This window comes from Mycobacterium numidiamassiliense (assembly GCF_900157365.1).
Lineage (GTDB): Bacteria > Actinomycetota > Actinomycetes > Mycobacteriales > Mycobacteriaceae > Mycobacterium > Mycobacterium numidiamassiliense.
The window spans coordinates 1,611,322-1,630,295 of sequence record NZ_FUEZ01000003.1; the positions used below are offsets into that span (position 1 = coordinate 1,611,322).

Sequence of the window (18,974 nt, forward strand, 5' to 3'; positions counted from 1 at the left end):
GCCATGACAGAGTCAAGTAGTATTTGGTTATGTCTGAATGGTCTGCGTCACACCGGTTCAAACTGATCGCCGCGCCCGGCGGTCTCGGGCTGGTTCAGGACTTCCTCAATACGGTCGGCATCGAGGGATACGGGACCGACCTGTTGGCCGATACCGCCCTGGCGAGCGATTGGGTGTCCGGCGCGGTGCGAACTTGGTCGGCGCTGCGCGGTGAAGATGTCGAGCCGCCGTCCCTGAACGACGCCGATTTGGCGAAGCTGCGCGCGTTGCGCCACACGATCGGGCAACTGGTCCGCGGCGAAGCGGTGGACGGCTCAAAGGTGTCTGCCGTCTCGGCGTCTTTCGGGTTGTCCGACACGGGTGAGGTGCGCCTGGTACCGGCGGGCACCGGCTGGCGCTGGCTGGCCTCGGTGTTGTGGGGTGAGATCCTGTTGAGCCAGCAGGAGGACACCTGGCGACGCATCAAGCAGTGTCATAACCACCCGTGCCTGTCGACCTTTTACGACCGCTCCAAGAACAACAGCGGCGTCTGGTGCAACGTGAAAACCTGCGGCAACGTGGCGAACCTGCGCGCGTCGCGGGCTCGGCGACGCGAACGCGCGGCCCAAGCCGGCGGCCTCAGCGCAGCACCGGCAGCAGGTGCAGCAACACGCGAGCCGAACTGACCGCGACCTCCCCGACGAACACGTTGAAATCCAGCCCGGAGCGGGCGCCGGCGAGGTCGGAGAGCGCACGGATCACCAGCCAGGGGATTGCGAAGGCCTCGCAGACCTGCGCCACGGCGCCGCCCTCCATTTCGATGGCCAGGCCGCCGAAATCGTTGTGCAGCCGGGTGCGGGTGCGCTCGCAGTGCAAGAACTGGTCGCCGGTGAGTACGGTGCCGTAGACGATCCTCGGTGGCGTGTCCGCCCCGCCCGCCGCGGTCGGCAGCGCAGGAAGGGTGAATCCTTCGAGGTGCCGCCTGACGCGGTCGATGAGGTCGGGGCCGACGGGGTAGCCGAGACGTTCGGTCGGATTGATGACCGGGACGTACCCCGGCTGATAGGGGTGCAGCCGCTCCTCGTGAACCAGACCGAAGTCGTGCTGCACCACCCGATCGGCGATGACGATGTCGCCGATGTGCAGCTGCGGGTCCAGCCCACCGGCGACCCCAGTGAAAACAATTGTGCTGCAACCGAATCGGTCGGCCAGCAGGGTCGCAACCAATCCGGCGTTGACCTTGCCCATGCCGGCTGCGGCCAGCACGACCCGATGGCCGCCGAGTTCACCGCTATCAAAGGTGATCTGGGCGACCTGTTCGCGGCTGGGCGCCGCCAGGATGCTGTGCAGATACGACCACTCTTGCGGGATCGCACAAATGACGCCGATTGTCACCGCGCGAATTGTATCCGCCGGTCAGGGCTGCTCGGACCGGCGGAGCAGTCAACCGATCAGCAGCGCTCCACACCCTTGGGCATGACCCGCGAGTCCGTCTCCGAGCGGTGCGGCCTGCTGCGCAGCACGGCCGCCAGGGCATCGCAGGCGCGTTCTTTGATCGGGGTCACCACGTCGAGGTTGGTTGAGCTCTGGTTGATCCAGGTCTGCAGTGTTGGCACAGTCGCGACCTTTCCCTCTGTTCGGCCATACTGGCCGATCCGTTAAATTGCACCTCGGCTGTTTTACAAGGGTGCAGCACCTTGGTAAACGCCGCGCTAAGCGCATTTGTGGCTTAGAGCACATGTAAGGACGTCGGAAGCCGGCTCATCACCCTCGCCCCACACCAAGACTGTTAGGTTGCCTAGGTGTCTGACGAGCAGCTTTGCATTGATTACAGTCGGCTCGAATCGGTCTACGGGCCGCTGGCCGAATCGATCCGCCGGCTTATTGATGTCAGCATCCGCACCGAAGCCGACCCTACGACCGTAGCAGCGGTCAGGGACAAAATTGACCGCGCCACTGCGGAATTAGAAGTTTCGGCACGTCCGGGACCCCTTGGCGTGCAGCGAACGCCCGACGGCCGGACCGTCGCGTTGGGGAATGCTGTGATCGGCGTGCGCAACCCGGTCGCGCCGCCCCTGGTCGTCAACAACGATCCAGACGGGTCGGTGTGGTCGGAATTCGTTCTCGGCGCGCCGTACGAGGGCCCAGCGCAGCACGTCCACGGCGGTGTCTCCGCCCTGATCCTCGATCATGTGCTGGGCGCCGCCGCCTCTCGTGCCCGCACGCCGACCTACACCGGCACGCTGACCCTGCGGTACCGGCGCCGGACCGCGCTGGGACGACGCCTGCGCGCAGAGGCTCATGTCGAGCGCATCGAGGGGGTCAAGACGTTCGCGGTCGGTCACCTCGCCGATGACGAGGGCATCACCGTTGAAGCCGAGGGTGTCTTCATCCAACCCAGGCAGGTCAACTCGGCATAGCCGCCCGCTCGACGTCGAGCAGCTGCTCACCGCGTCGTTCCTCGTCGTACGCCTTGCGGCCGCCGCGCAGGCCGAACAGGCGCTTGGAGATCAGCAGGTAGACCACCGCCGCAATGTTGATCCCGAACGTCACCGCGCGCGTCATCGTGATGCCCTTGGCCAGGTCGTGAATCTCCAACGGCAGGAAGACCGAGGTGGCGATCACGGCGAAGTACTCGCCCCAGCGCTTCAGCAACCACAGCCCGACGGCCTCGAGCACCTCGATCAAGGCATAGGCGGTCAGCGCGAGCGTCAGCAGGACCAGCGTGGAGGGTTTGGCGGCCAGAGCCTTTTCCAGTTCATGCACGACGGTCATCTGGTCGACCTTGAACCCGGCGGCGCGAAAGACCGGGAGATCGCGGTCGAGCGTGGCCTGGATGGCGCCTCGGGTACCGCGGAATTTCCACACGGCGTAGGCGGCCAGGCCGATCACCACTGCCCGCAACAGTCGTTCGACTGCCAGCAGGCGGAGGATGATCGCTTGACGTAATGCCTTGCCGCGCATGATCATCGGCGCATCCTCCGCGCGGCCACGGCCATGCGGCTCGCCGATGACGAATTCGCCGCAGCGTAGGCACCGCCACACGTCGCCCAACCCGGTGGTGCCGCTGAGCCGCTCTGCGAGCGCCTCGTCATCCGGCGCATAGGTGACGTGTCCTTGCACCGCGCAGGTGACGAGCTCCCAGCGGTTGATGCCGCGATCTTTAGTCATGGCCGATCATTGAATGCGGGCATGCACGCACGCAAGAGGGCGCGCGCAGCCGGGGGTGTTCAGAATCGCGGTTTCGACCGTGGCCGCAGGCTGACGGGGCTCACCACGCCCAGCAGCGCGGTGAGCTCGGCGACGGGGATCTCGTCCACGCGTTGGACCGCGGAGACGAGGTCCGCACGCAGCGCGGCGTCGCAGAACGGTTCCGCGAGCCAGTCGAACTTGTCCACCACCCGCTCCCAGGACATCGGCCGGGTGGGCGATCCCTCGTAATCGCTTTCCTCGCGGCTGAATTCCCGGCCGTCGTGCGTGCTGACGTGCACGCGTATCGCGGTGCGTTGCGGATAGTCGGCGGTCAGGTCGGCCGCTGGCGTGACCTCGACGCGCGCCAACAAGTCCTGGACGTCGCCGCGCAGCACCCGTTGGTTCTCCAGCTGCTCGGGCCCGACGCCACCGTCGAGTAGCGCGACCGCGGTGAGGTACTTGAGGTTGTAGTCGGCCTGCTCCTTGGTCCGCGGATGATCCTTGTCGCCGAAGGCTCCGCCTCCGGCGAGGTCATAGGCGCTCTGGAAGACCTCAACGGCGACCCGGGCGACGTCCTCGCCCCGCAGGTTATTGTCAGAGCGAATTGTCAAGAGCGCATTGATAATTGCCTGTCCGTGAATCAGCGCGCAGTATTGCTTGAGGTAGGTCTCGTCGACCGAGTTCAGCGTCCGGTCGGCGGTGTTGAATTCGATGGGCTGATCGAAGAGCTGCACCAATCCCATCGGGCCCTCGAACAACGACTTCGGCCCGGTGATGCCACGTCCGGCCAGCATCGTCGTGTAGATCGCCCGCATGCCGGTGATGGCCGGGGAGATGCCTTTCCAATTCGACACCGGCTCAGCGTGTACCGCCGCCAGCGACACGTTGTCGGCCGCCGACGCCGCGATCGCGTTGGCGGTGCGCTCCGCGTCGAGGCCGAGCAGCTTCGCCGACCCGGCCGCGACCGACATCGCCAGCTGCAGTGCGTGATTGAGCCCGCGTTCCATTACGGGAACCTGTGCGCTGAAACGACATTGGACTTCGTACGCAACGGCCAGGGCCAGCAGGAAATCCGCTCCGCTGGCGCCGACATGCTCGGCCACCGCCAGGACGGCCCCGAAGTTGTCGGCGGGATGGCACAGCCCACCCACCGTCAGATAGGTGTCGAGCAGATCGGGATAGCGCACCAGCACGGTGTTGAAAAAGGCGGCCTGATCTACCGACGCCTTTCCACCCCCGACGAGCGTGGCCGTGGACGCCGCGCTGAACTGGTCGGCCTGTGCGCGGATCGTGCCGATGAGCTCGCCGCCCAACGAGCCGACAGCACAGGCGATGCTGTCGAGCACATTGCGTTTCAGCAGTGCCCGCGAGCGTCCGGCCAAATCCGAGGCTCGCGCATCAACGACGAACCGGGCTAGATCGTCCACCACGTAGTCATGCCCCACGACCTCTGGCCCTCCCGCCGGTACGCGCTACACGACGCGATGCAGCGCTTCCGGATGCTGCGCAGACTCGCTGATCGCCGTCGTCTCGTCGGTGAGCTTTCGCCCGATGACCCGGATCTGCCGGGCGTTCAGCGGCGAAAGCGGATGCACCGCAACCATCATGGCAACCTGTCCGCGGCGATCGAAAACGGGTGCGGCAATGGTCACCACCGGCTGCTTACGCCGGCCCGGGTTGTCGTCGGACAGGAAGCCGATCGTGGTGAACTCGACCAGCAATTGGTCCATGATGTGGCGCACCGGGGTCGGCATTTCGTTGCCATCCAACGTGGCGACCATCTGGACGGCCTGTGCCAGCGCGGGCGTCGTCCAGTCGACGTCGAACCCGCGCTCGCGCGTGTGCTGCAACACCTGATCCAATCGCTGGATGCGATCGGGGTTGTCGCCGGCGCCGCGACGGATCCAGGCGCGTTGCTCCTCGTCGGTGTCCCAGGCAGCCAGCGCGACGCCGAACGGCGGCGCATACGGGATGCGGTCACCCGGTATGCCCGACGGTTGGGTGGCGGAGTCGCCCTCGAAAGCCGTGACTACCAGTGAATCACCGAATCGCTCGACCACCGAGCCCGCGTAGCCGACGTCGCGGGAGAGCCGCAGCGCCGCCGAACGGGCGGCATGCGCCAGCGGCCGGGCCGTGTCCATCCGCGCGCCGACCACGGCGAGCGCGGGCCCGAGCGCAAAGGTCTTGGTGACCGGGTCGCGGCTGGCCCAGCCGCGGTCGCACAACGTCTTCAGGATCGCGTGCACGGTCGCCTGGGTCAGGTCGAGCTCACGCACGATGTCGGAGAACCGCAGCCGCGCGTGTGCGGACCGAGCCAGCAACTCGACAACGTCGAGTACCCGGGCGGTCGGCGCAGACGTGGAACCTCGAATGTCTTGACTCCCTTACGGCGACTTTCCTACTGTTATAGCGAACATTCGATACTTTAACTCGATTATTCGACAAAATGGAGCGGACGCATTGCGCGCTGTGGTGCTGAGAGCCGGCCGACTCGAGGTTCGTGAGACGCCGGACCCTCAGCCCGGGCCGGGTGAGTTGTTGCTGCGAACATTGAGCACCGCGATCTGTGCGTCGGACGTGCACTTCATGGATCATCCCGAACTCGCGATCGACGACCCGACCGGCCGGTCCCTGTATGACGAGGACCTCGACATCGTGCTCGGCCACGAATTCGTCGGCGAGGTGATCGCGCACGGCCCCGGCTGCACGGATCAGTTCGCGATCGGCTCGCGTGTGACGGCGATGCCGATCCGGCTGGTGGACGGCGGCGCCGGTGGCCTGCGGATCATCGGCCAGCACCCCGAGGCGCCGGGGAGTTTCGCTGAGCTGCTGGTGGTTTCGGAAGTGGCGGCCAAGCCCGTCGCCGCCGGCGTCTCGTGCGACGCCGCCGCGCTCACCGACGCGTTCGCCGTCGGCGAGTTCTACGTGCGCTCGGCGCAGGTCCAACCGGGCGAGGTCGCCATCGTCATCGGCGCCGGGGCGATCGGCCTGTCGGCGGTCGCCGCCCTGTCCAGCCGCGGGATCGAGCCGATCATTGTGGCGGACTACAAGTCCGAACGACGTGAGCTGGCCCGCGATCGCTTCGGCGCGCACGTCGTCGTCGACCCAGCCGAGACGCCACCGTTCGACGCATTCCAGGAAGTGCGGGCCGAACGTGGAGTGCCCGGGCCCGCCGTCGTCTTCGAATGTGTGGGCGCCGCCGGCCTGATCCAGCACCTCGTCGAATCCGCCGAAATGGCCACTCGGATCTATTGCGCGGGTGGCTGGTACACCGGCGACACCCTGGACATCACCACCGCGACTCGGCAAGGCGTCACCATCCAATTCGGCGGCGGACCACACCCCCAGGACTGGTACGGAACGCTGGACGCCATCGCCGAAGGACGACTGGACCCACTGCCCAGTGTCGGCAGTGTCATCGGCCTCGACGAGGTCCCCGCAGCGCTCGACCTCGCACGCAAATCAGCCGGACCGCCACGAATCATTGTGCACCCCAACGGAGATATCGAATGAGCGAACGAGAAGACCGCCAGGACATCGCGGATGTGCTGGTGCGCTATGCCACCGGAATCGACCGCCGCGACTGGCCGCTGTTTCGTACGGTGTTCACCGACGACTGCGAACTCGACTACGGCGAGATCGGGACATGGCATGGCGTGGACGAGGTCACCGACTTCATGGACAAGACGCATGCGATGGCCGGCCACACCCTGCACCGCTTGACTAACCAGGCCATCACCGTCGAGGGTGACAAGGCTTCGGCGCGAACCTATATCGATGCGGTAATCATGATGGGCGACAACCAATCCGGCGTCAACGCGTGGGGTTTCTACGACGACGAGGTGGTGCGGACCCCCGATGGCTGGCGCATTGCGCGACGCCGGTTCACCCCGGTGCGCATCACGGCGTTCGGTCAGTAGCGACGGCAGGAGTATTCAGTGACCTTCGCAATCAAATACGGGCCGTGGGCGCTGGTGGCCGGCGCCTCCGACGGCGTGGGTGCCGCGTTCGCCGCCGGACTGGCCGAACGCGGTGTCAACGTTGTGCTGCTGGCCCGCCGCCAGGCCGTCCTCGATCAGGTCGCCGCCGAGATCGAATCCCGGACATCGGCTCAAACACGCACCCTCGCTGTGGATCTCGCCGCGCCGGATGCGGCATCGGTAGTCGCGGCCGCGACCAGCGACCTGGAGATCGGCTTTCTTGTGTACTGCGCGGGTGCCGATCCGAATTACGAACCCTTCCTCGACAATCCCATCGGAGCCGCCGAAGCGATAGTGCACCGCAATTGCATGGTGCCCATGCAGTTGTGCCATCACTTCGCCCCGGCAATGGTCGAACGAGGCAGCGGCGGAATCGTCATCTTCGGATCCGGCGCCGGATTGGCCGGGGCGGCCAACATGGTCGCCTACGGCGCCTCCAAAGCATTCGACATGGTCTTCGCCGAGGCGCTATGGGCCGAGCTGCACGACAAAGGGGTCGACGTTTTGGGACTGATCCTGGGCAAGACCAACACACCCGCTTTGCGACAACTCGAATACAGCCGCGGCCAGATAAGTTCACCCGACGCGGCGCCCGACGGGGCCGCCTCCGTGGACGAGGTCATCGCCGAGGCATTCGAGAACCTGGGCAACGGCCCGACCTACATGGCGGGCGACATGATGCGCGCCGCCGAGCAGATGCTGTCCGCACTGACCCGCAACCAGACCGTCGAATTGTTTGCCCAGGCCGCCGCCGCGTCGATGGGCCCGGATCGGTAGCGCGGGCGAGCCGCCGGTAGACCCGGGCTCGCCAACAACGGTTTGCCAAAGTTTGAAGTTAGTATTCCCTAACTTTCTAAATTGCGGCCCATGGCCAGCAAAGACAGCACGGAGAGCGCCGTAGCTTTGCGTCTCCACGACGTTGCTGGATGACGGTCGGACGGGTAGCGTGAGCACGCAGGTCAAGCCCCGGCCACGAGCCGAAGAGCCAGTGACGATCGGCACCCATCGACGAGTTTGAAAGATGACGATGCGCGCCACCGATAAGCCCGCCGCGGCCGTCTCGACGGCCATCCGCGCACCTTGGCGCGTCCTGACCCGGTCGGCGCTGATCACCGCCGTCTTCATCATCCCCGCAGTCGTGGTCCGGATCGCCGGCCTGCAACCAGACCCGGTCGTCGCCCTGCTGATCTACGGGGCCGCTGTGGTGGCGGCCAGCTTCCTGCTGGCCTGGGGAGCCGAAGCAGCCCAGATCGATGTCTCCGGCGGCCTGGCAATCGCGGTGCTCGCGCTGGTCGCTGTGCTGCCCGAATACGCCGTCGACCTCTACTACGCGTACGTGTCGGGGCACAACCCGGATTACACCCAGTACGCCGCGGCGAACATGACCGGATCGAACCGGCTGTTGATGGGCCTGGGCTGGCCGGTGGTGGTGTTGGTCAGCGTGCTGGTGGCGCGAAAGACCGGCGCCGGCAAACCCACCGGTGTGACGCTGGAGCCCGCCAATCGCGTCGAACTCGGCTTCCTGCTGATCGCCGGCGTGGTCGCGTTCGTGATTCCGGCGAGCGGCGAGATCCACCTGGCGCTGGGACTGGCGCTGCTGGCGTGGTTCGGCTTCTACCTCTACAAAATCAGCCACGGCGACGTGGAGGAACCCGACCTGATAGGTACCGCCGCCGCTCTCGGGGAGCTGTCGGACCGCAGCCGGCGGTCCGTCGTCGTCAGCCTCTTCGTGGTGTCCGGCGCGGTGATCCTGCTGTGCGCGAAACCCTTTGCCGAAAATCTGGTCGCGGCGGGTACCGAGCTGGGCATCGACCGGTTCCTGCTGGTTCAGTGGCTCGCCCCGCTGGCCTCCGAGGCCCCGGAATTCATCATCGCGACCATCTTCGCTTCCCGCGGCAAGGGCACCGATGCCATTGCCACACTGATCTCGTCGAAGGTCAACCAGTGGACGCTGCTGATCGGATCGCTGCCGTTGGCCCATCTGCTGGGCGGTGGCGGATTCTCCCTGGTGCTCGACCCTCGCCAGGTCGAGGAAGTCCTGCTCACCGCCAGCCAGACACTGATGGGTGTCGCGTTGATCCTGGCCCTGCGTTTCGGTCGGGCCTCGGCGTGGGCGCTGCTGGGACTGTTCATCGTCCAGTTCCCCCTGACGTCGACCGAGGGACGGCTCGTTCTCTGCGGTGTCTACGGCGTCATCGCCGTCGGCGGGCTGATCGTCAACCGCCGACAGCTTGTCGCCACGCTGCAGGCGCCATTCCTCGGGACCGCCATTCGGCATAGCGGCCACCCGCACCACGATTCGGAGAGCCCTACCCCGGCATAAGGCGACGTCCAGCACGGCCCGAGGCTCCGCACGAAATCTCGCTGCGTATACGGTCCAGGTATGAATCGAGTGTCGGTGATTACAGGCGGCGCGGGCGGCATGGGTCTGGCCACCGCGAAAATCGTTGGCCGCGACCACGCGTTAGTCCTCTGCGACGTCAGGCAGGAACGGCTCGACAACGCGGCCGCAACGCTGAAGGACATCGGGATCGATGCCGCGGCCGTCAACTGCGACGTCACCGACCGGGGCGCGGTGGCAGACCTGTTCGACACCGCAACACGCCTCGGCACCCTCGCCTCGGTCATCCACACCGCGGGAGTGAGCCCGAGCATGGGTGCCGCCGACTATGTCATGCGCACCAATGCCGTCGGCACCATCAACGTCAACGAGGAGTTCCACGCGAACGCGGGCGAGGGCGCCGCGATTGTCAACGTCGCGTCGATGGCCGCCTACCTGATACCCGAGGAATTTGTTCCGACAGGCCAGTTTCCGCTGGCGCTGAGCGACGCTGACGCCTTCTTCGATGCAATGGTGTTGGCGTGCAACGCCATACCCGAGGAAGCGCGCTCGGGCTACGCCTACGCCGCGAGCAAGAACTTTGTGAGATGGTACAGCGAGTCCCAGGCCGAACGGTTCAACGCGCGCGGATTGCGCATCGTCTCGATCTCGCCGGGGTCCGTCGACACCGAGATGGGCCGGCTCGAGGAGCAGGCCGGGGCCGGGGCCATGGTCGCCGACGCGGCCGTCCCGCGGTGGGGCAAGCCGGAGGAGATGGCGGAGCTTTTGGCATTCTGCGTCAGCGACAAGGCCGGTTACCTCACCGGCACCGACATCCTCAACGACGGCGGTGTGGTCGCGTCGATGCGGGAGCGCGCCCGAGCGGCCGCTGCCAACGGCTGACGTCAGACCAGGTAGTAGAGGTCGACGTGCGGGGCGATTTCGGGCGCGGACGTGAACGGCGGCTTGAGCTTCAGCTCGGCCAGCTTGTTGTGCGCGTAGCGCACCGCCTTCAGCGTCGCTGAATACTCCTCGTCCTCTTCGGGGAAGACATGCTCTGGGGTGAACCAACTTTGGAACCCAACGTTGTTCAACACATGCAGCGTGTCGGGGCGCACCCCGGCAAGCAGCACGGCGACACCGCGGTTGGTCTCTTCGCGCAGGAAGTGCTCGATGCGCTCGATGCAGACAACGTCGGGATTACGCACCCGTTTGAGCCGCAAAACCAGGAACTTGATGTCGTCGTCGGTGATCCGCTTGCTGATGGCCTGCAGGTAACGGTCCAGTTCCGGTGCGGCCCCGAAGAACAGCTCGCCCTCGAGGTCGTAGATGACGATCGACGGGTCTGCCGAGTCGCCCGAAATGCGTTCGCGGACAACACGTTCAGGCGTGACGACCAGCTCTTTGGCCTTGAGCTTGGCGGCGCGCGGCACGAACAGAACGATCGACAGGATCACGCCGAGCAGCACCGACTTGTCGAGATCGATTGCCACCCCGGTGAATGCCGTGATGATCACCAGGCCCGCATCGTAGCGGGACGCCTTGAGCGTATAGAACAAGCGCTTGAAATCGACCAGTCGCGCCGCGGTGACGAGCAGCAGCCCGGCCAGTGCGGCCTGGGGGACATACCGCAGCAGCGGGGCGAACAGCAGCAGCGCCGCGGCAACGGTTGCGGCCGAGACGATGCCGGAGAACCGTGTCTTGGCGCCGGACTGGAAGTTGATCGCCGAGCGCGACAGCGAGCCCGAGCCGGGCAGGCTCTGGAAGAAGCCGCCGGCGAGATTGGCCAGGCCTTCGGCCATGATCTGCCGGTTGTAGTCGATCTTCTGCTGGGTTTGGTAGGCAATGGCTTTGGCGATCGACAGCGCTTCGATGATGCCGACGAAGGCGATGGCCAGCGCTCCCGTCGACAGATGCGGCAGCCACTCGGTATGGACCTCGGGGACATGCGGGCCGGGCAGGCTGCGCGGGATCTTGGCCGCCACCGACACCGCGGTATGTCCGTTGGCGCCGGGAACCGACCATCCCGCCAAGTAGGCGATCAGTGCGGTGATGATCAGCACCGCGAGCATGTCGATCTGGGGCCAGCCGTAGCGCTGCACCAGCTTGCGCAGGACGACCGCCAGGATCACCGCGCCGGCACTGAGGATCAGCGCGCGGTAGTTGATGTGATCCCCGTGGGTCAAGGTGAGCCACACGCGATGCAACACCTGCATGTGGCCGTTGCCCTTGTCGCGCACCCCCAGTGCGTTGCCCAGCTGCCCCACGGCGAGCAGAAACGACGCGGCCGCCATGAAGCCGACGATCACCGATTCGGAGATGTAGCGAGTCAGGTTGCCCAGCTTGAACAAGCTGATCACGATCTGAAACGCGCCAACCAGGACCGCCAACAAAAACAGTCCTTCGAAGAGCTCCTTGCTGTTCTCCGAATCGATGAAGGCGAGTGCGGTGAAAACTAACAGCGAGATGGCGCTCGTCGGGCCGTTGATCAGGTGCGAGGACGAGCCGAAGATCGAGGCCACGATCGTGACGACGATCGCCGAGTACACGCCGAAGCGCGGGTCGACCCCGGCGATCAGCGCGTACGCCATCGCCTGGGGAAACGAGATGGCGGCGACCGTCAGGCCGGCGATCACATCATGCCGGCCCTTCACCAGGTCGTAATTCAGAGCAAAGCCCACCTTGTACACGTCTTTCCGCTAGATTCCCGACACCGCTCCAGGCGGCGCCGCCGAGATCGCGTCCAGGATTCCGTTGGTGCCGAAGAACTGCTCGCGCGCATCGCTCCAGTCCTTGGCGATGGCGGTGATCGGGAACAGCGCCAGCGGCGGTAGCCGGTCGGCATGCTTGGCCAGGATGTCCGCTTTGAACGGCCGATAGCCGTACTGCGCGACCTGCTCTTGTGCGGCGTCGGTGAACAAGTAGTCCAGGTAGGCCTTGGCATAGGTCGCGGTATTGGGATCGGCGACGTTGGCATCAACCCAAGCCACCGCCGGCTCGGCCAGGATGCTGACCGGCGGATAGACGAGTTCCAACTCGTCCTTGTTCGCGGCAACCTCGCGCAGCGCCTCGTTCTCCCAGGTCAACTGGACATCGCCGATCTTCGCCAGGGTGAAGCTGTCGCCCGCGCCGCGGGCACCGGCGTCGGACACCGCGACATGCGTCAACAGCGTCTTGACGTAGGCGGACGCCTGCGCCGGACTGCCGCCGCGGGTGGTCACCGAGCCCCACGCCGCCAGCACACTCAGCTGGCCGTTGCCGGAGGTGCGCGGATTGGGGCTCACCACGGATACTCCCGTGTTGATCAGGTCAGGCCAGTCGTGGATGGCCTTCGGATTGCCCTTGCGCACGACGAACACGATGGTCGAGGTGTAGGGCACCGAGTTGTTCGGCAGTCGCTGTTGCCAGTTGGCGGCGATCAAACCGCGCTTGCTCAGGGTCTCGATGTCGCTGATCAGCGCCAGCGACACCACGTTGGCCTTCTGGGTGCCGTCCAGGACACTACGCAGCTGCCGCCCCGACCCGCCGTGAGACTCCTTGATATCCACCGTGATTCCGGAGTGCGCGCGATATTGCGGGACGAACGCCTTATCGATCGCCGCGTACAACTCGCGCGTCGGGTCGTAGGACACGTTCAGGATTTGATTGGCCCCTGCGTTCGGGACGTTCTTGACCACGAGCGCCGTGCCGGCCAGCACGACGGCCACCACGCCGAGGAGGTTGAGCCAGGGGATGCGGCGCCAGACCAGGGCACGCTTAGCCAACGGAGGCGTTTCTACCATTGGCAGGCGTCCCCTCACAGCGATCTAGTAGCACCGAGTCTGGCTCTGAGCATTTCCAACGATGTTAACCGTCAGGCCACCTGCCGACAGCCGTGAAAATCACCCTGACGTAAATAACGCTCGCTACCTATGCTGGTCGAATGCCGCAACGGGCATTGCGTGACCGCCTGATCGACCTCGAAGTTCCGAGCGAGGATCTGGCACGCGGCCGGGGGCTGCGCAAGACGGCTCCCCGACGGTCCCTCGCACAGCTGACACCGTCCACCCGAACCGCGACGGAAATTCTCGTCGACCAGAATGCCGGGCGCCTCACCGAACTCGTCCCGCTGCGGTTTGCCCGAATGCTCGCCGACCCGTTTTCGTTTTACCGAGGCTCGGCAGCGGTCATGGCTGCCGACCTCGCCGCCAGCCCGTCCAGTGGGATCGAGATCATGTGTTGCGGCGATGCTCATATCTCGAATTTCGGTCTGTACGCCGCCCCGCACCGGTCGATTGTTTTCGACCTGAATGACTTCGATGAGGCCGCGGTCGCGCCGTCCGAGTGGGATGTCAAACGCCTGATCACCAGCGCGATCATCGGCGGCCGCCATGCCGGGTACCCGGCCAAGGCCATCCGGCGATGTATCGAAGAGGCCTTGGTCGGCTATCAGACCAGCCTTGAGGCCATGCTCGAGGAGATGGACGTTCTGGACCGCTACTACCTGCGGGTGGAACCCGAGCACTACACCGGGAAGGTATCCAAGGGCCTGCAGGCGGTGATTCAGAAGACAATATCCCGCGCGCGCAAGCGAACGTCGGCGCGAGTCTTCAAGCAGATCATGGAGATTGGCCCGGACGGAACTCCGCGCCTGCGTGAAGCGCCGCCCGTCCTGCAGCACGTCGACGAGGACGTCGAAGCCCCCTTGATCGAGTCGATTCAGGAGTATCTCGCGGCGGTCCCGGCCGACGTGGCGCTGCTGCTGTCACACTTTCGCGTCACCGATGTCGCGCTTCGGGTCGTCGGAGTCGGCAGCGTCGGTACCCGGTGCTACTTGGTTATCCTGGTCGGCCCCAACGGAAGTCCGCTGATCCTGCAGATCAAAGAGGCCACCCGATCGGTGCTCGACGAATACGGCGGTTGGCCCCAGCCGGACACCCTCACTGCGGCCGTCGAGACCCGAGGCCAGGGCGTGCGCGTCATCGACGGCCAGCTGATCTTGCAGGCGATGTCGGATGTCTTTCTGGGGACGACACGCAAGGACGGCCGCGACTACTACGTCCGTCAGTTCAACGACATGAAGGGCAGCGTCGACATCGAATGCATGTCGGCGTCGATCTTCTCCGAATACGTCGTCGCCTGTGCGGTGCTGCTGGCCCGGGCGCACGCGCAGAGCGCGAACGCGTCCATCCTGCGGGGATATGTCGGCACCAGTAACGCCGTGCACGAGGCGGTCGCCGAATGGTCGTATGCCTACGCCGACAAATCCCTCGACGACTTTCACCAGCTGCGCGCCGCAGCGGCGGCCGGCGATATCGAGGTCGCCGAGGATCCGGCCCGCTGACGGGCAGGACGATGACCTAGCCGCCGGTCAACTGGTTCGCGGTGTCATCGACTCCGGCACCGGTTAGGCCCGGCCGACGGGCCGGAGCCGCGCCGCTGCGGTGCAGCCAATCCCGTCGGCGCAGCCGCCAGGTCCGGCGGGCGTAGTCCAGCTCGGTGTAGGGCCACTGCGTGACGATGCGGCCGGTGGGTGAACGAAAGTAGCTGTCGCACTTAGTCCAGATGGTGCGCTCCAGATCGCGGGACAGCTCTGCGTTGTAACGGCTTTGCGCTTCAGAGCGGACATCGAGGTATCCACCGCGCCGCGCCAGCCGGGTGAGGGCGCTGGCGACCAGGCGCGCCCCGGCCTCCAGGATGTAGACGATCGAGTTGCCGCCCTGGTTGGTGTTCGGGCCGTAGAGCATGAAGAAATTGGGGAAGCCGCTGACCGCAGCGCCCAGGTACGCGCTGGGATCGTCGCCCCAATGATCGTGCAGGGAAAGGCCGTTCGCGCCGACGATGTCGATGCCCGACAGGTAACGCGACGTCTCGAATCCGGTGGCCAACACGATCACGTCGGCGTCGACGACCTGGCCGGCGGTGGTGACGACCGCGGTGTCGGCAATCCGGTCGATGGGGTCGGTGACCAGCTCGACGTTGTCTCGCTGCAGCACCCGGTAGTAGTCGTCGCCGAGCAGCACTCGCTTGCAGCGAAACGGGTAGCCGGGGGTCAACGCGAGTCGAAGTCGCTCATCGGACACCGTGCGTTCCAGGAACGACGTCGCGAACTGACTACGCGCGGTGACAATCGGGTCGTCGGCGAAGGTCGCGGTGTTGTCGTGCTGAAACTTCCAGATCTGCCAGCGGGTCCGCGGCACCGCAAGCGGATTCAGCCGAAATCGCGCCAATTCAGTTGCGCTGTATGGGCGGTCGTCCTTGGGGACCATCCACGGCGGGGTGCGCTGAAAGACCGTCACCCGCTCCGCGATGTTCGCCAATTCGGGAACAACCTGCACCGCGCTGGCACCGGTACCGATCACCGCCACCTTCTTGCCCGCCACGTCGACGCGGTGATCCCACTGCGCAGTGTGCATGAGCACGCCGGTGAAGTCGGCCAGACCTTCGATGTCGGGCAACTTCAGCGACCCGAACAGGCCGACCGCGCAGACCACGACGTCGACGGTCAGCGTGCTGATGTTGCCGGCGCGGTCCACGTCGCAATCCCAGGTATGGCTCTGCGCGTTCCAGCGCAGCGCACGCACGTGAGAGTCCAGCATGAGGTGGCGGCGCAGATCGAAGTCGTCAGTCACCGACTCCAGATACGCGAGGATCTCGGGCTGCCGCGCGTAGGTGCGGCTCCAGGATTTGTTGGGCGCGAACGAAAATGAATACAGGTGACTCTGGATGTCGCAGGCGGCGCCGGGATAGGTGTTGCGACGCCAGGTGCCGCCTACTCCGTCGCCGGCCTCGATGATCACCAGGTCGTCGATCCCGTTGCGGCGCAATGCCACCGCGGTCGCGAGGCCGCCGAACCCCGCGCCGATGATCGCCACCTTCGGTGCGCGCCGGCGCCGGGTCAGCGCCCGGACGCGCCCGGCCGCATATCGCAGCCGGGCCCGCCGGCTTGTCATGGCGCTGCCTTCGGGCCACGGATGTCGAGCCCGTCCAGCTCCCCCGTCGCCCGCCACGCCGCCAAGATGTCCGCGTACTCGGTGGGCGTACCGAAGAAGAAGCTGCCTTGCCGAGTTTTGGCGTCCGCCTTGCCTTCCCGGTTGTAGTAGCCGGGGGTGCAGGTGCTGGCCCGCGCGGCGGTGGCGGCCGACCGGGCTACCACCGTGTCGACCCAGGCGGCCTCGGCGCCGGGCGATGCCTCGACTTCACTCGCGCCGTGTTCGAGAGCCCACGCGATGATCCAGGCGGCGTGCGTGGCCTGCACGTCCAGCAAGTAGGGAAAGTTCACCGTCAGGCCGGCCTGGGAGATGCTTTCGATGAAGCAGTTGGGAAAACCGTTGGCGCACAGGCCATGAAAGGTGCGCACGCCGTCACTCCAGCGTTCGGTCAGCGTCGCGCCGTCGCGGCCGATCAACTCGAACCCGGTGCGGCGGGAGTAGTCGGTGCCCACCTCGAAACCCGTTGCGAAGATGAGGCAATCGAGCTCGTAGGTGACGCCGTCAACGACTACGCCGGACTCGGTGATGCGCTCCACGCCGCGGCCACGGGTGTCGACCAGCGTCACATTGTCCCGGTTGAACGTCTGCAGATACTCGTCGTGGAAGCACGGCCGCTTGCAGAAGTATCCGTACCAGGGTTTGAGCGCCTCGGCGGTGGCTGAGTCGGCGACGATCTCGTCGACCCGGCCCCGGATCTCCTCCATCTTGGCGAAGTCCGCGATCTCGATGTCGCGGCTGCGTTGTATGGGGTCCAGCGCCCCGTCGCTGTCGTGCCGCATCACCGGAAGCTTGCGGGTGATGCTCGTCCAGGCGTCGGCGACCAGATCTTCGGCCGCCTGTCCACCCGCGGTGAGGATTTGGAAATTCTGGATACGCTCTCGCTGCCAGCCGGGCTGTAATGCATTGGCCCACTGTGGATCTGTGGGCTGATTCGCGCGCACGTCCACCGACGACGGGGTGCGCTGGAAGACGTAGAGGTGCTGGGTGGCCGCGGCCAGGTGCGGCACGCACTGGATCGCGGTCGCCCCGGTACCGATGATGCCGACCCGCTTATCGGCCAGGTTCTCCAGTTTCTCGCCGGTGTAAGCGTAATCCCAGCGGCTGGTGTGGAAGGCGTGGCCACGAAACGATCCCAGGCCTGCGATGCCCGGCAGCTTGGGCTTGGCTTGATAGCCATTGGCCATCGAAACGAATTTCGCTCGCATCTCGTCGCCCCGGTTGGTCCGGATGATCCACCGGGAAGACGTCGCGTCCCAGCGGATTTCCTGGACATCGGTCTGCAGGCACGCGTCGCGGTACAGATCGTAGTGCTCGGCGATGCGCCGGCAGTGGGCGAAGATCTCGGCCCCCTTGGCGTACTTCTCCGCCGGGATGTAGCCGAGCTCTTCCAATAGCGGGATGTACACATAAGATTCGACGTCGCAGGCGATCCCCGGGTACCGATTCCAGTACCACGTGCCACCCACGTCGGCCGCGCGGTCGATCAACCGCACACTGTCCACACCGAGCTCACGCAATCGCGCGCCCGTCAACAGCCCACCAAAGCCGGCCCCGATGATCGCCACGTCGACCTCGTCCGTGAGCGGCTCGCGGGTAAACGTCCCGTCGACCCAGGGGTCCTCGCCGAACCGGGCGAACTCGCCGGCGATCTCGACGTACTGGGCGATACCGTCGGGGCGAATCCGCCGGGCGCGCTCGTCGGCATACCTCTGCCGCAGCGCTGCCACGTCGAACGTCAGGCCAGCAGTCTCGGTCACGGTCTCGGCTCCACTCGTCGTGAGCCGACTCTATAATCAATCAGTTGATCGTATCAAGGAAACGCGGCACCGAATTGGCCGGTGCAGGCTACGACCGGCTGAACAACGTTCCCCTGACCAGCACCTTGGCCGAGCTCAGTGCGGCCTGGTAGTCCTCGGGCACCATGGTGGCCGCCAGCTCGGTGAGGCCGTAGATCAACGCATAGACGGCCTCCACGGCGCCCCGAGGATCCGGGTGATCACCGAGTTCACCGCGCCGGTGCGCGTCCGCCACGGCCTGCTCGATGATGTCGCGAAACGTCTCGAACCCTTCCGCTTCCCGCCGCTGTCCGGTGCTCGCATTCTCCGCCCGGATGGCCCATTCGAACGCAGCCAGGTCCGGGTATTCGCGCATCAACGCGCCGCATTCGTCGAGTACCGCCTCGATCCGGTCGACGATGTCGCCCGCACCTTCTGCCGCCTTACGCAGCCGTGGCATCGCCGCATCGGCCCGCGCCGCGATGGTCGCGTTGATCAGTTCGGACTTATTCGGGAAGTAGTTGTACAGACTGGCGCTGGTCACATCGGCCATGCGCGCTATCTCACGAATCGTCGCCCGCGAATAGCCCACCTGCGCAACACATCTCATGGTCGCGACAATGATCCGCTGGCGGGTTTCTTCGCCGCTGGCGCCGACGGGCCGGCCCAGCTGTGTTCGGGGCATGGTCGGTCGTGTCCTCACTTGCACTTTGATCTGCGGACCGTAGCTGCCACGGTCGAATATATTCGATCGGTG

General features: G+C 65.7%; 18 protein-coding genes. 8 read left to right on the forward strand and 10 right to left on the reverse strand.

Features of this window, described 5'->3' with window-relative positions:
• Positions 1-29 precede the first annotated feature (29 nt).
• Positions 30-665, forward strand: a complete 636-nt coding sequence (locus MNAB215_RS07530) for a CGNR zinc finger domain-containing protein (RefSeq protein WP_245830153.1) — start codon at positions 30-32, stop codon at positions 663-665.
• Here MNAB215_RS07530 and MNAB215_RS07535 read toward each other — a convergent pair.
• Both MNAB215_RS07535 and MNAB215_RS29645 read right to left on the reverse strand, forming a co-directional pair.
• The gene (locus MNAB215_RS07535; protein ID WP_245830210.1) at positions 619-1,383 is read right to left on the reverse strand and encodes a 5'-methylthioadenosine/adenosylhomocysteine nucleosidase; all 765 of its coding nucleotides are present in this window, start codon (positions 1,381-1,383) and stop codon (positions 619-621) included. The two genes, MNAB215_RS07530 and MNAB215_RS07535, sit on opposite strands and share 47 nt — an antisense overlap.
• Before the next feature lie 47 nt (positions 1,384-1,430).
• On the reverse strand, positions 1,431-1,595 hold the full coding sequence (locus tag MNAB215_RS29645; RefSeq protein ID WP_165691532.1) for a hypothetical protein: 165 nt from the start codon (positions 1,593-1,595) through the stop codon (positions 1,431-1,433).
• 186 nt (positions 1,596-1,781) lie between these two features.
• Here MNAB215_RS29645 and MNAB215_RS07540 point away from each other — a divergent pair, with 186 nt between their 5' ends.
• Positions 1,782-2,399, forward strand: a complete 618-nt coding sequence (locus MNAB215_RS07540) for a PaaI family thioesterase (protein WP_077078146.1) — start codon at positions 1,782-1,784, stop codon at positions 2,397-2,399.
• On the opposite strand, the gene MNAB215_RS07545 is transcribed toward MNAB215_RS07540, so the two are convergent.
• The 3 genes from MNAB215_RS07545 to MNAB215_RS07555 are packed head-to-tail and all read right to left on the reverse strand — an operon-like array spanning position 2,386 to position 5,543.
• A complete protein-coding gene (locus MNAB215_RS07545; RefSeq protein ID WP_077078147.1) occupies positions 2,386-3,150 on the reverse strand; it encodes a DUF2127 domain-containing protein in 765 nt (254 codons plus the stop codon). The two genes, MNAB215_RS07540 and MNAB215_RS07545, sit on opposite strands and share 14 nt — an antisense overlap.
• Positions 3,151-3,209: 59 nt before the next feature.
• Entirely contained in the window at positions 3,210-4,598 is a 1,389-nt protein-coding gene (locus MNAB215_RS07550; RefSeq protein ID WP_077078498.1) for an MmgE/PrpD family protein, read from the reverse strand.
• Between the two features lie 45 nt (positions 4,599-4,643).
• Positions 4,644-5,543 carry an IclR family transcriptional regulator gene (locus MNAB215_RS07555; protein WP_077078148.1) on the reverse strand — a complete coding sequence of 300 codons (900 nt, stop codon included), beginning with the start codon at positions 5,541-5,543 and terminating at the stop codon, positions 4,644-4,646.
• A gap of 97 nt (positions 5,544-5,640) precedes the next feature.
• On the opposite strand from MNAB215_RS07555, the gene MNAB215_RS07560 reads away from it, so the two are divergent.
• The 5 genes from MNAB215_RS07560 to MNAB215_RS07580 all read left to right on the forward strand — a co-directional run bounded on the left by MNAB215_RS07560 (position 5,641) and on the right by MNAB215_RS07580 (position 10,374).
• A complete protein-coding gene (locus MNAB215_RS07560; RefSeq protein WP_077078149.1) occupies positions 5,641-6,684 on the forward strand; it encodes a zinc-binding dehydrogenase in 1,044 nt (347 codons plus the stop codon).
• Positions 6,681-7,091: a nuclear transport factor 2 family protein gene (locus MNAB215_RS07565; protein ID WP_077078150.1), complete on the forward strand. Its 411-nt coding sequence runs from the start codon at positions 6,681-6,683 to the stop codon at positions 7,089-7,091. Before MNAB215_RS07560 ends, MNAB215_RS07565 begins: the two co-directional genes overlap by 4 nt.
• 18 nt (positions 7,092-7,109) lie before the next feature.
• A complete protein-coding gene (locus tag MNAB215_RS07570) occupies positions 7,110-7,928 on the forward strand; it encodes an SDR family NAD(P)-dependent oxidoreductase (RefSeq protein WP_077078151.1) in 819 nt (272 codons plus the stop codon).
• Between the two features lie 250 nt (positions 7,929-8,178).
• A complete protein-coding gene (locus tag MNAB215_RS07575) occupies positions 8,179-9,474 on the forward strand; it encodes a sodium/calcium exchanger protein (RefSeq protein ID WP_077078499.1) in 1,296 nt (431 codons plus the stop codon).
• A 60-nt stretch (positions 9,475-9,534) separates the two neighbouring features.
• The gene (locus MNAB215_RS07580; protein ID WP_077078152.1) at positions 9,535-10,374 is read left to right on the forward strand and encodes an SDR family oxidoreductase; all 840 of its coding nucleotides are present in this window, start codon (positions 9,535-9,537) and stop codon (positions 10,372-10,374) included.
• Positions 10,375-10,376: 2 nt separating this feature from the next.
• On the opposite strand, the gene MNAB215_RS07585 is transcribed toward MNAB215_RS07580, so the two are convergent.
• Complete coding sequence (locus tag MNAB215_RS07585) at positions 10,377-12,152, reverse strand: SulP family inorganic anion transporter (protein WP_083746064.1); 1,776 nt, start codon at positions 12,150-12,152, stop codon at positions 10,377-10,379.
• Between the two features lie 18 nt (positions 12,153-12,170).
• Positions 12,171-13,253, reverse strand: a complete 1,083-nt coding sequence (locus MNAB215_RS07590) for a sulfate ABC transporter substrate-binding protein (RefSeq protein ID WP_077078154.1) — start codon at positions 13,251-13,253, stop codon at positions 12,171-12,173.
• 140 nt (positions 13,254-13,393) lie between these two features.
• Between MNAB215_RS07590 and MNAB215_RS07595 the strand changes: the two genes are divergently transcribed.
• Positions 13,394-14,794, forward strand: a complete 1,401-nt coding sequence (locus MNAB215_RS07595) for a DUF2252 domain-containing protein (protein ID WP_077078155.1) — start codon at positions 13,394-13,396, stop codon at positions 14,792-14,794.
• A 16-nt stretch (positions 14,795-14,810) separates the two neighbouring features.
• Here MNAB215_RS07595 and MNAB215_RS07600 read toward each other — a convergent pair whose 3' ends face one another.
• From MNAB215_RS07600 to MNAB215_RS07610, 3 genes are all read right to left on the reverse strand, one after another.
• Positions 14,811-16,403, reverse strand: a complete 1,593-nt coding sequence (locus MNAB215_RS07600; RefSeq protein ID WP_077078500.1) for a flavin-containing monooxygenase — start codon at positions 16,401-16,403, stop codon at positions 14,811-14,813.
• Positions 16,400-18,199, reverse strand: a complete 1,800-nt coding sequence (locus MNAB215_RS07605) for a flavin-containing monooxygenase (RefSeq protein ID WP_077078156.1) — start codon at positions 18,197-18,199, stop codon at positions 16,400-16,402. The genes MNAB215_RS07600 and MNAB215_RS07605 overlap by 4 nt, the downstream gene beginning before the upstream one ends.
• An 88-nt stretch (positions 18,200-18,287) precedes the next feature.
• Positions 18,288-18,902, reverse strand: coding sequence for a TetR/AcrR family transcriptional regulator (locus MNAB215_RS07610; protein WP_077078157.1), 615 nt, complete (start codon positions 18,900-18,902; stop codon positions 18,288-18,290).
• Between the last annotated feature and the right edge of the window lie 72 nt (positions 18,903-18,974).

What these genes read in the sequence shown, in the direction of transcription:
- MNAB215_RS07610 (WP_077078157.1), bottom strand. Translation starts at nt 18,902, where the DNA reads ATGCCCCGAACACAGCTGGGCCGGCCCGTCGGCGCCAGCGGCGAAGAA.
- MNAB215_RS07595 (WP_077078155.1), top strand. Translation starts at nt 13,394, where the DNA reads ATGCCGCAACGGGCATTGCGTGACCGCCTGATCGACCTCGAAGTTCCG.
- MNAB215_RS07565 (WP_077078150.1), top strand. Translation starts at nt 6,681, where the DNA reads ATGAGCGAACGAGAAGACCGCCAGGACATCGCGGATGTGCTGGTGCGC.
- MNAB215_RS07545 (WP_077078147.1), bottom strand. Translation starts at nt 3,150, where the DNA reads ATGACTAAAGATCGCGGCATCAACCGCTGGGAGCTCGTCACCTGCGCG.
- MNAB215_RS07530 (WP_245830153.1), top strand. Translation starts at nt 30, where the DNA reads ATGTCTGAATGGTCTGCGTCACACCGGTTCAAACTGATCGCCGCGCCC.
- MNAB215_RS07580 (WP_077078152.1), top strand. Translation starts at nt 9,535, where the DNA reads ATGAATCGAGTGTCGGTGATTACAGGCGGCGCGGGCGGCATGGGTCTG.
- MNAB215_RS07590 (WP_077078154.1), bottom strand. Translation starts at nt 13,253, where the DNA reads ATGGTAGAAACGCCTCCGTTGGCTAAGCGTGCCCTGGTCTGGCGCCGC.
- MNAB215_RS07600 (WP_077078500.1), bottom strand. Translation starts at nt 16,403, where the DNA reads ATGACAAGCCGGCGGGCCCGGCTGCGATATGCGGCCGGGCGCGTCCGG.
- MNAB215_RS07575 (WP_077078499.1), top strand. Translation starts at nt 8,179, where the DNA reads ATGCGCGCCACCGATAAGCCCGCCGCGGCCGTCTCGACGGCCATCCGC.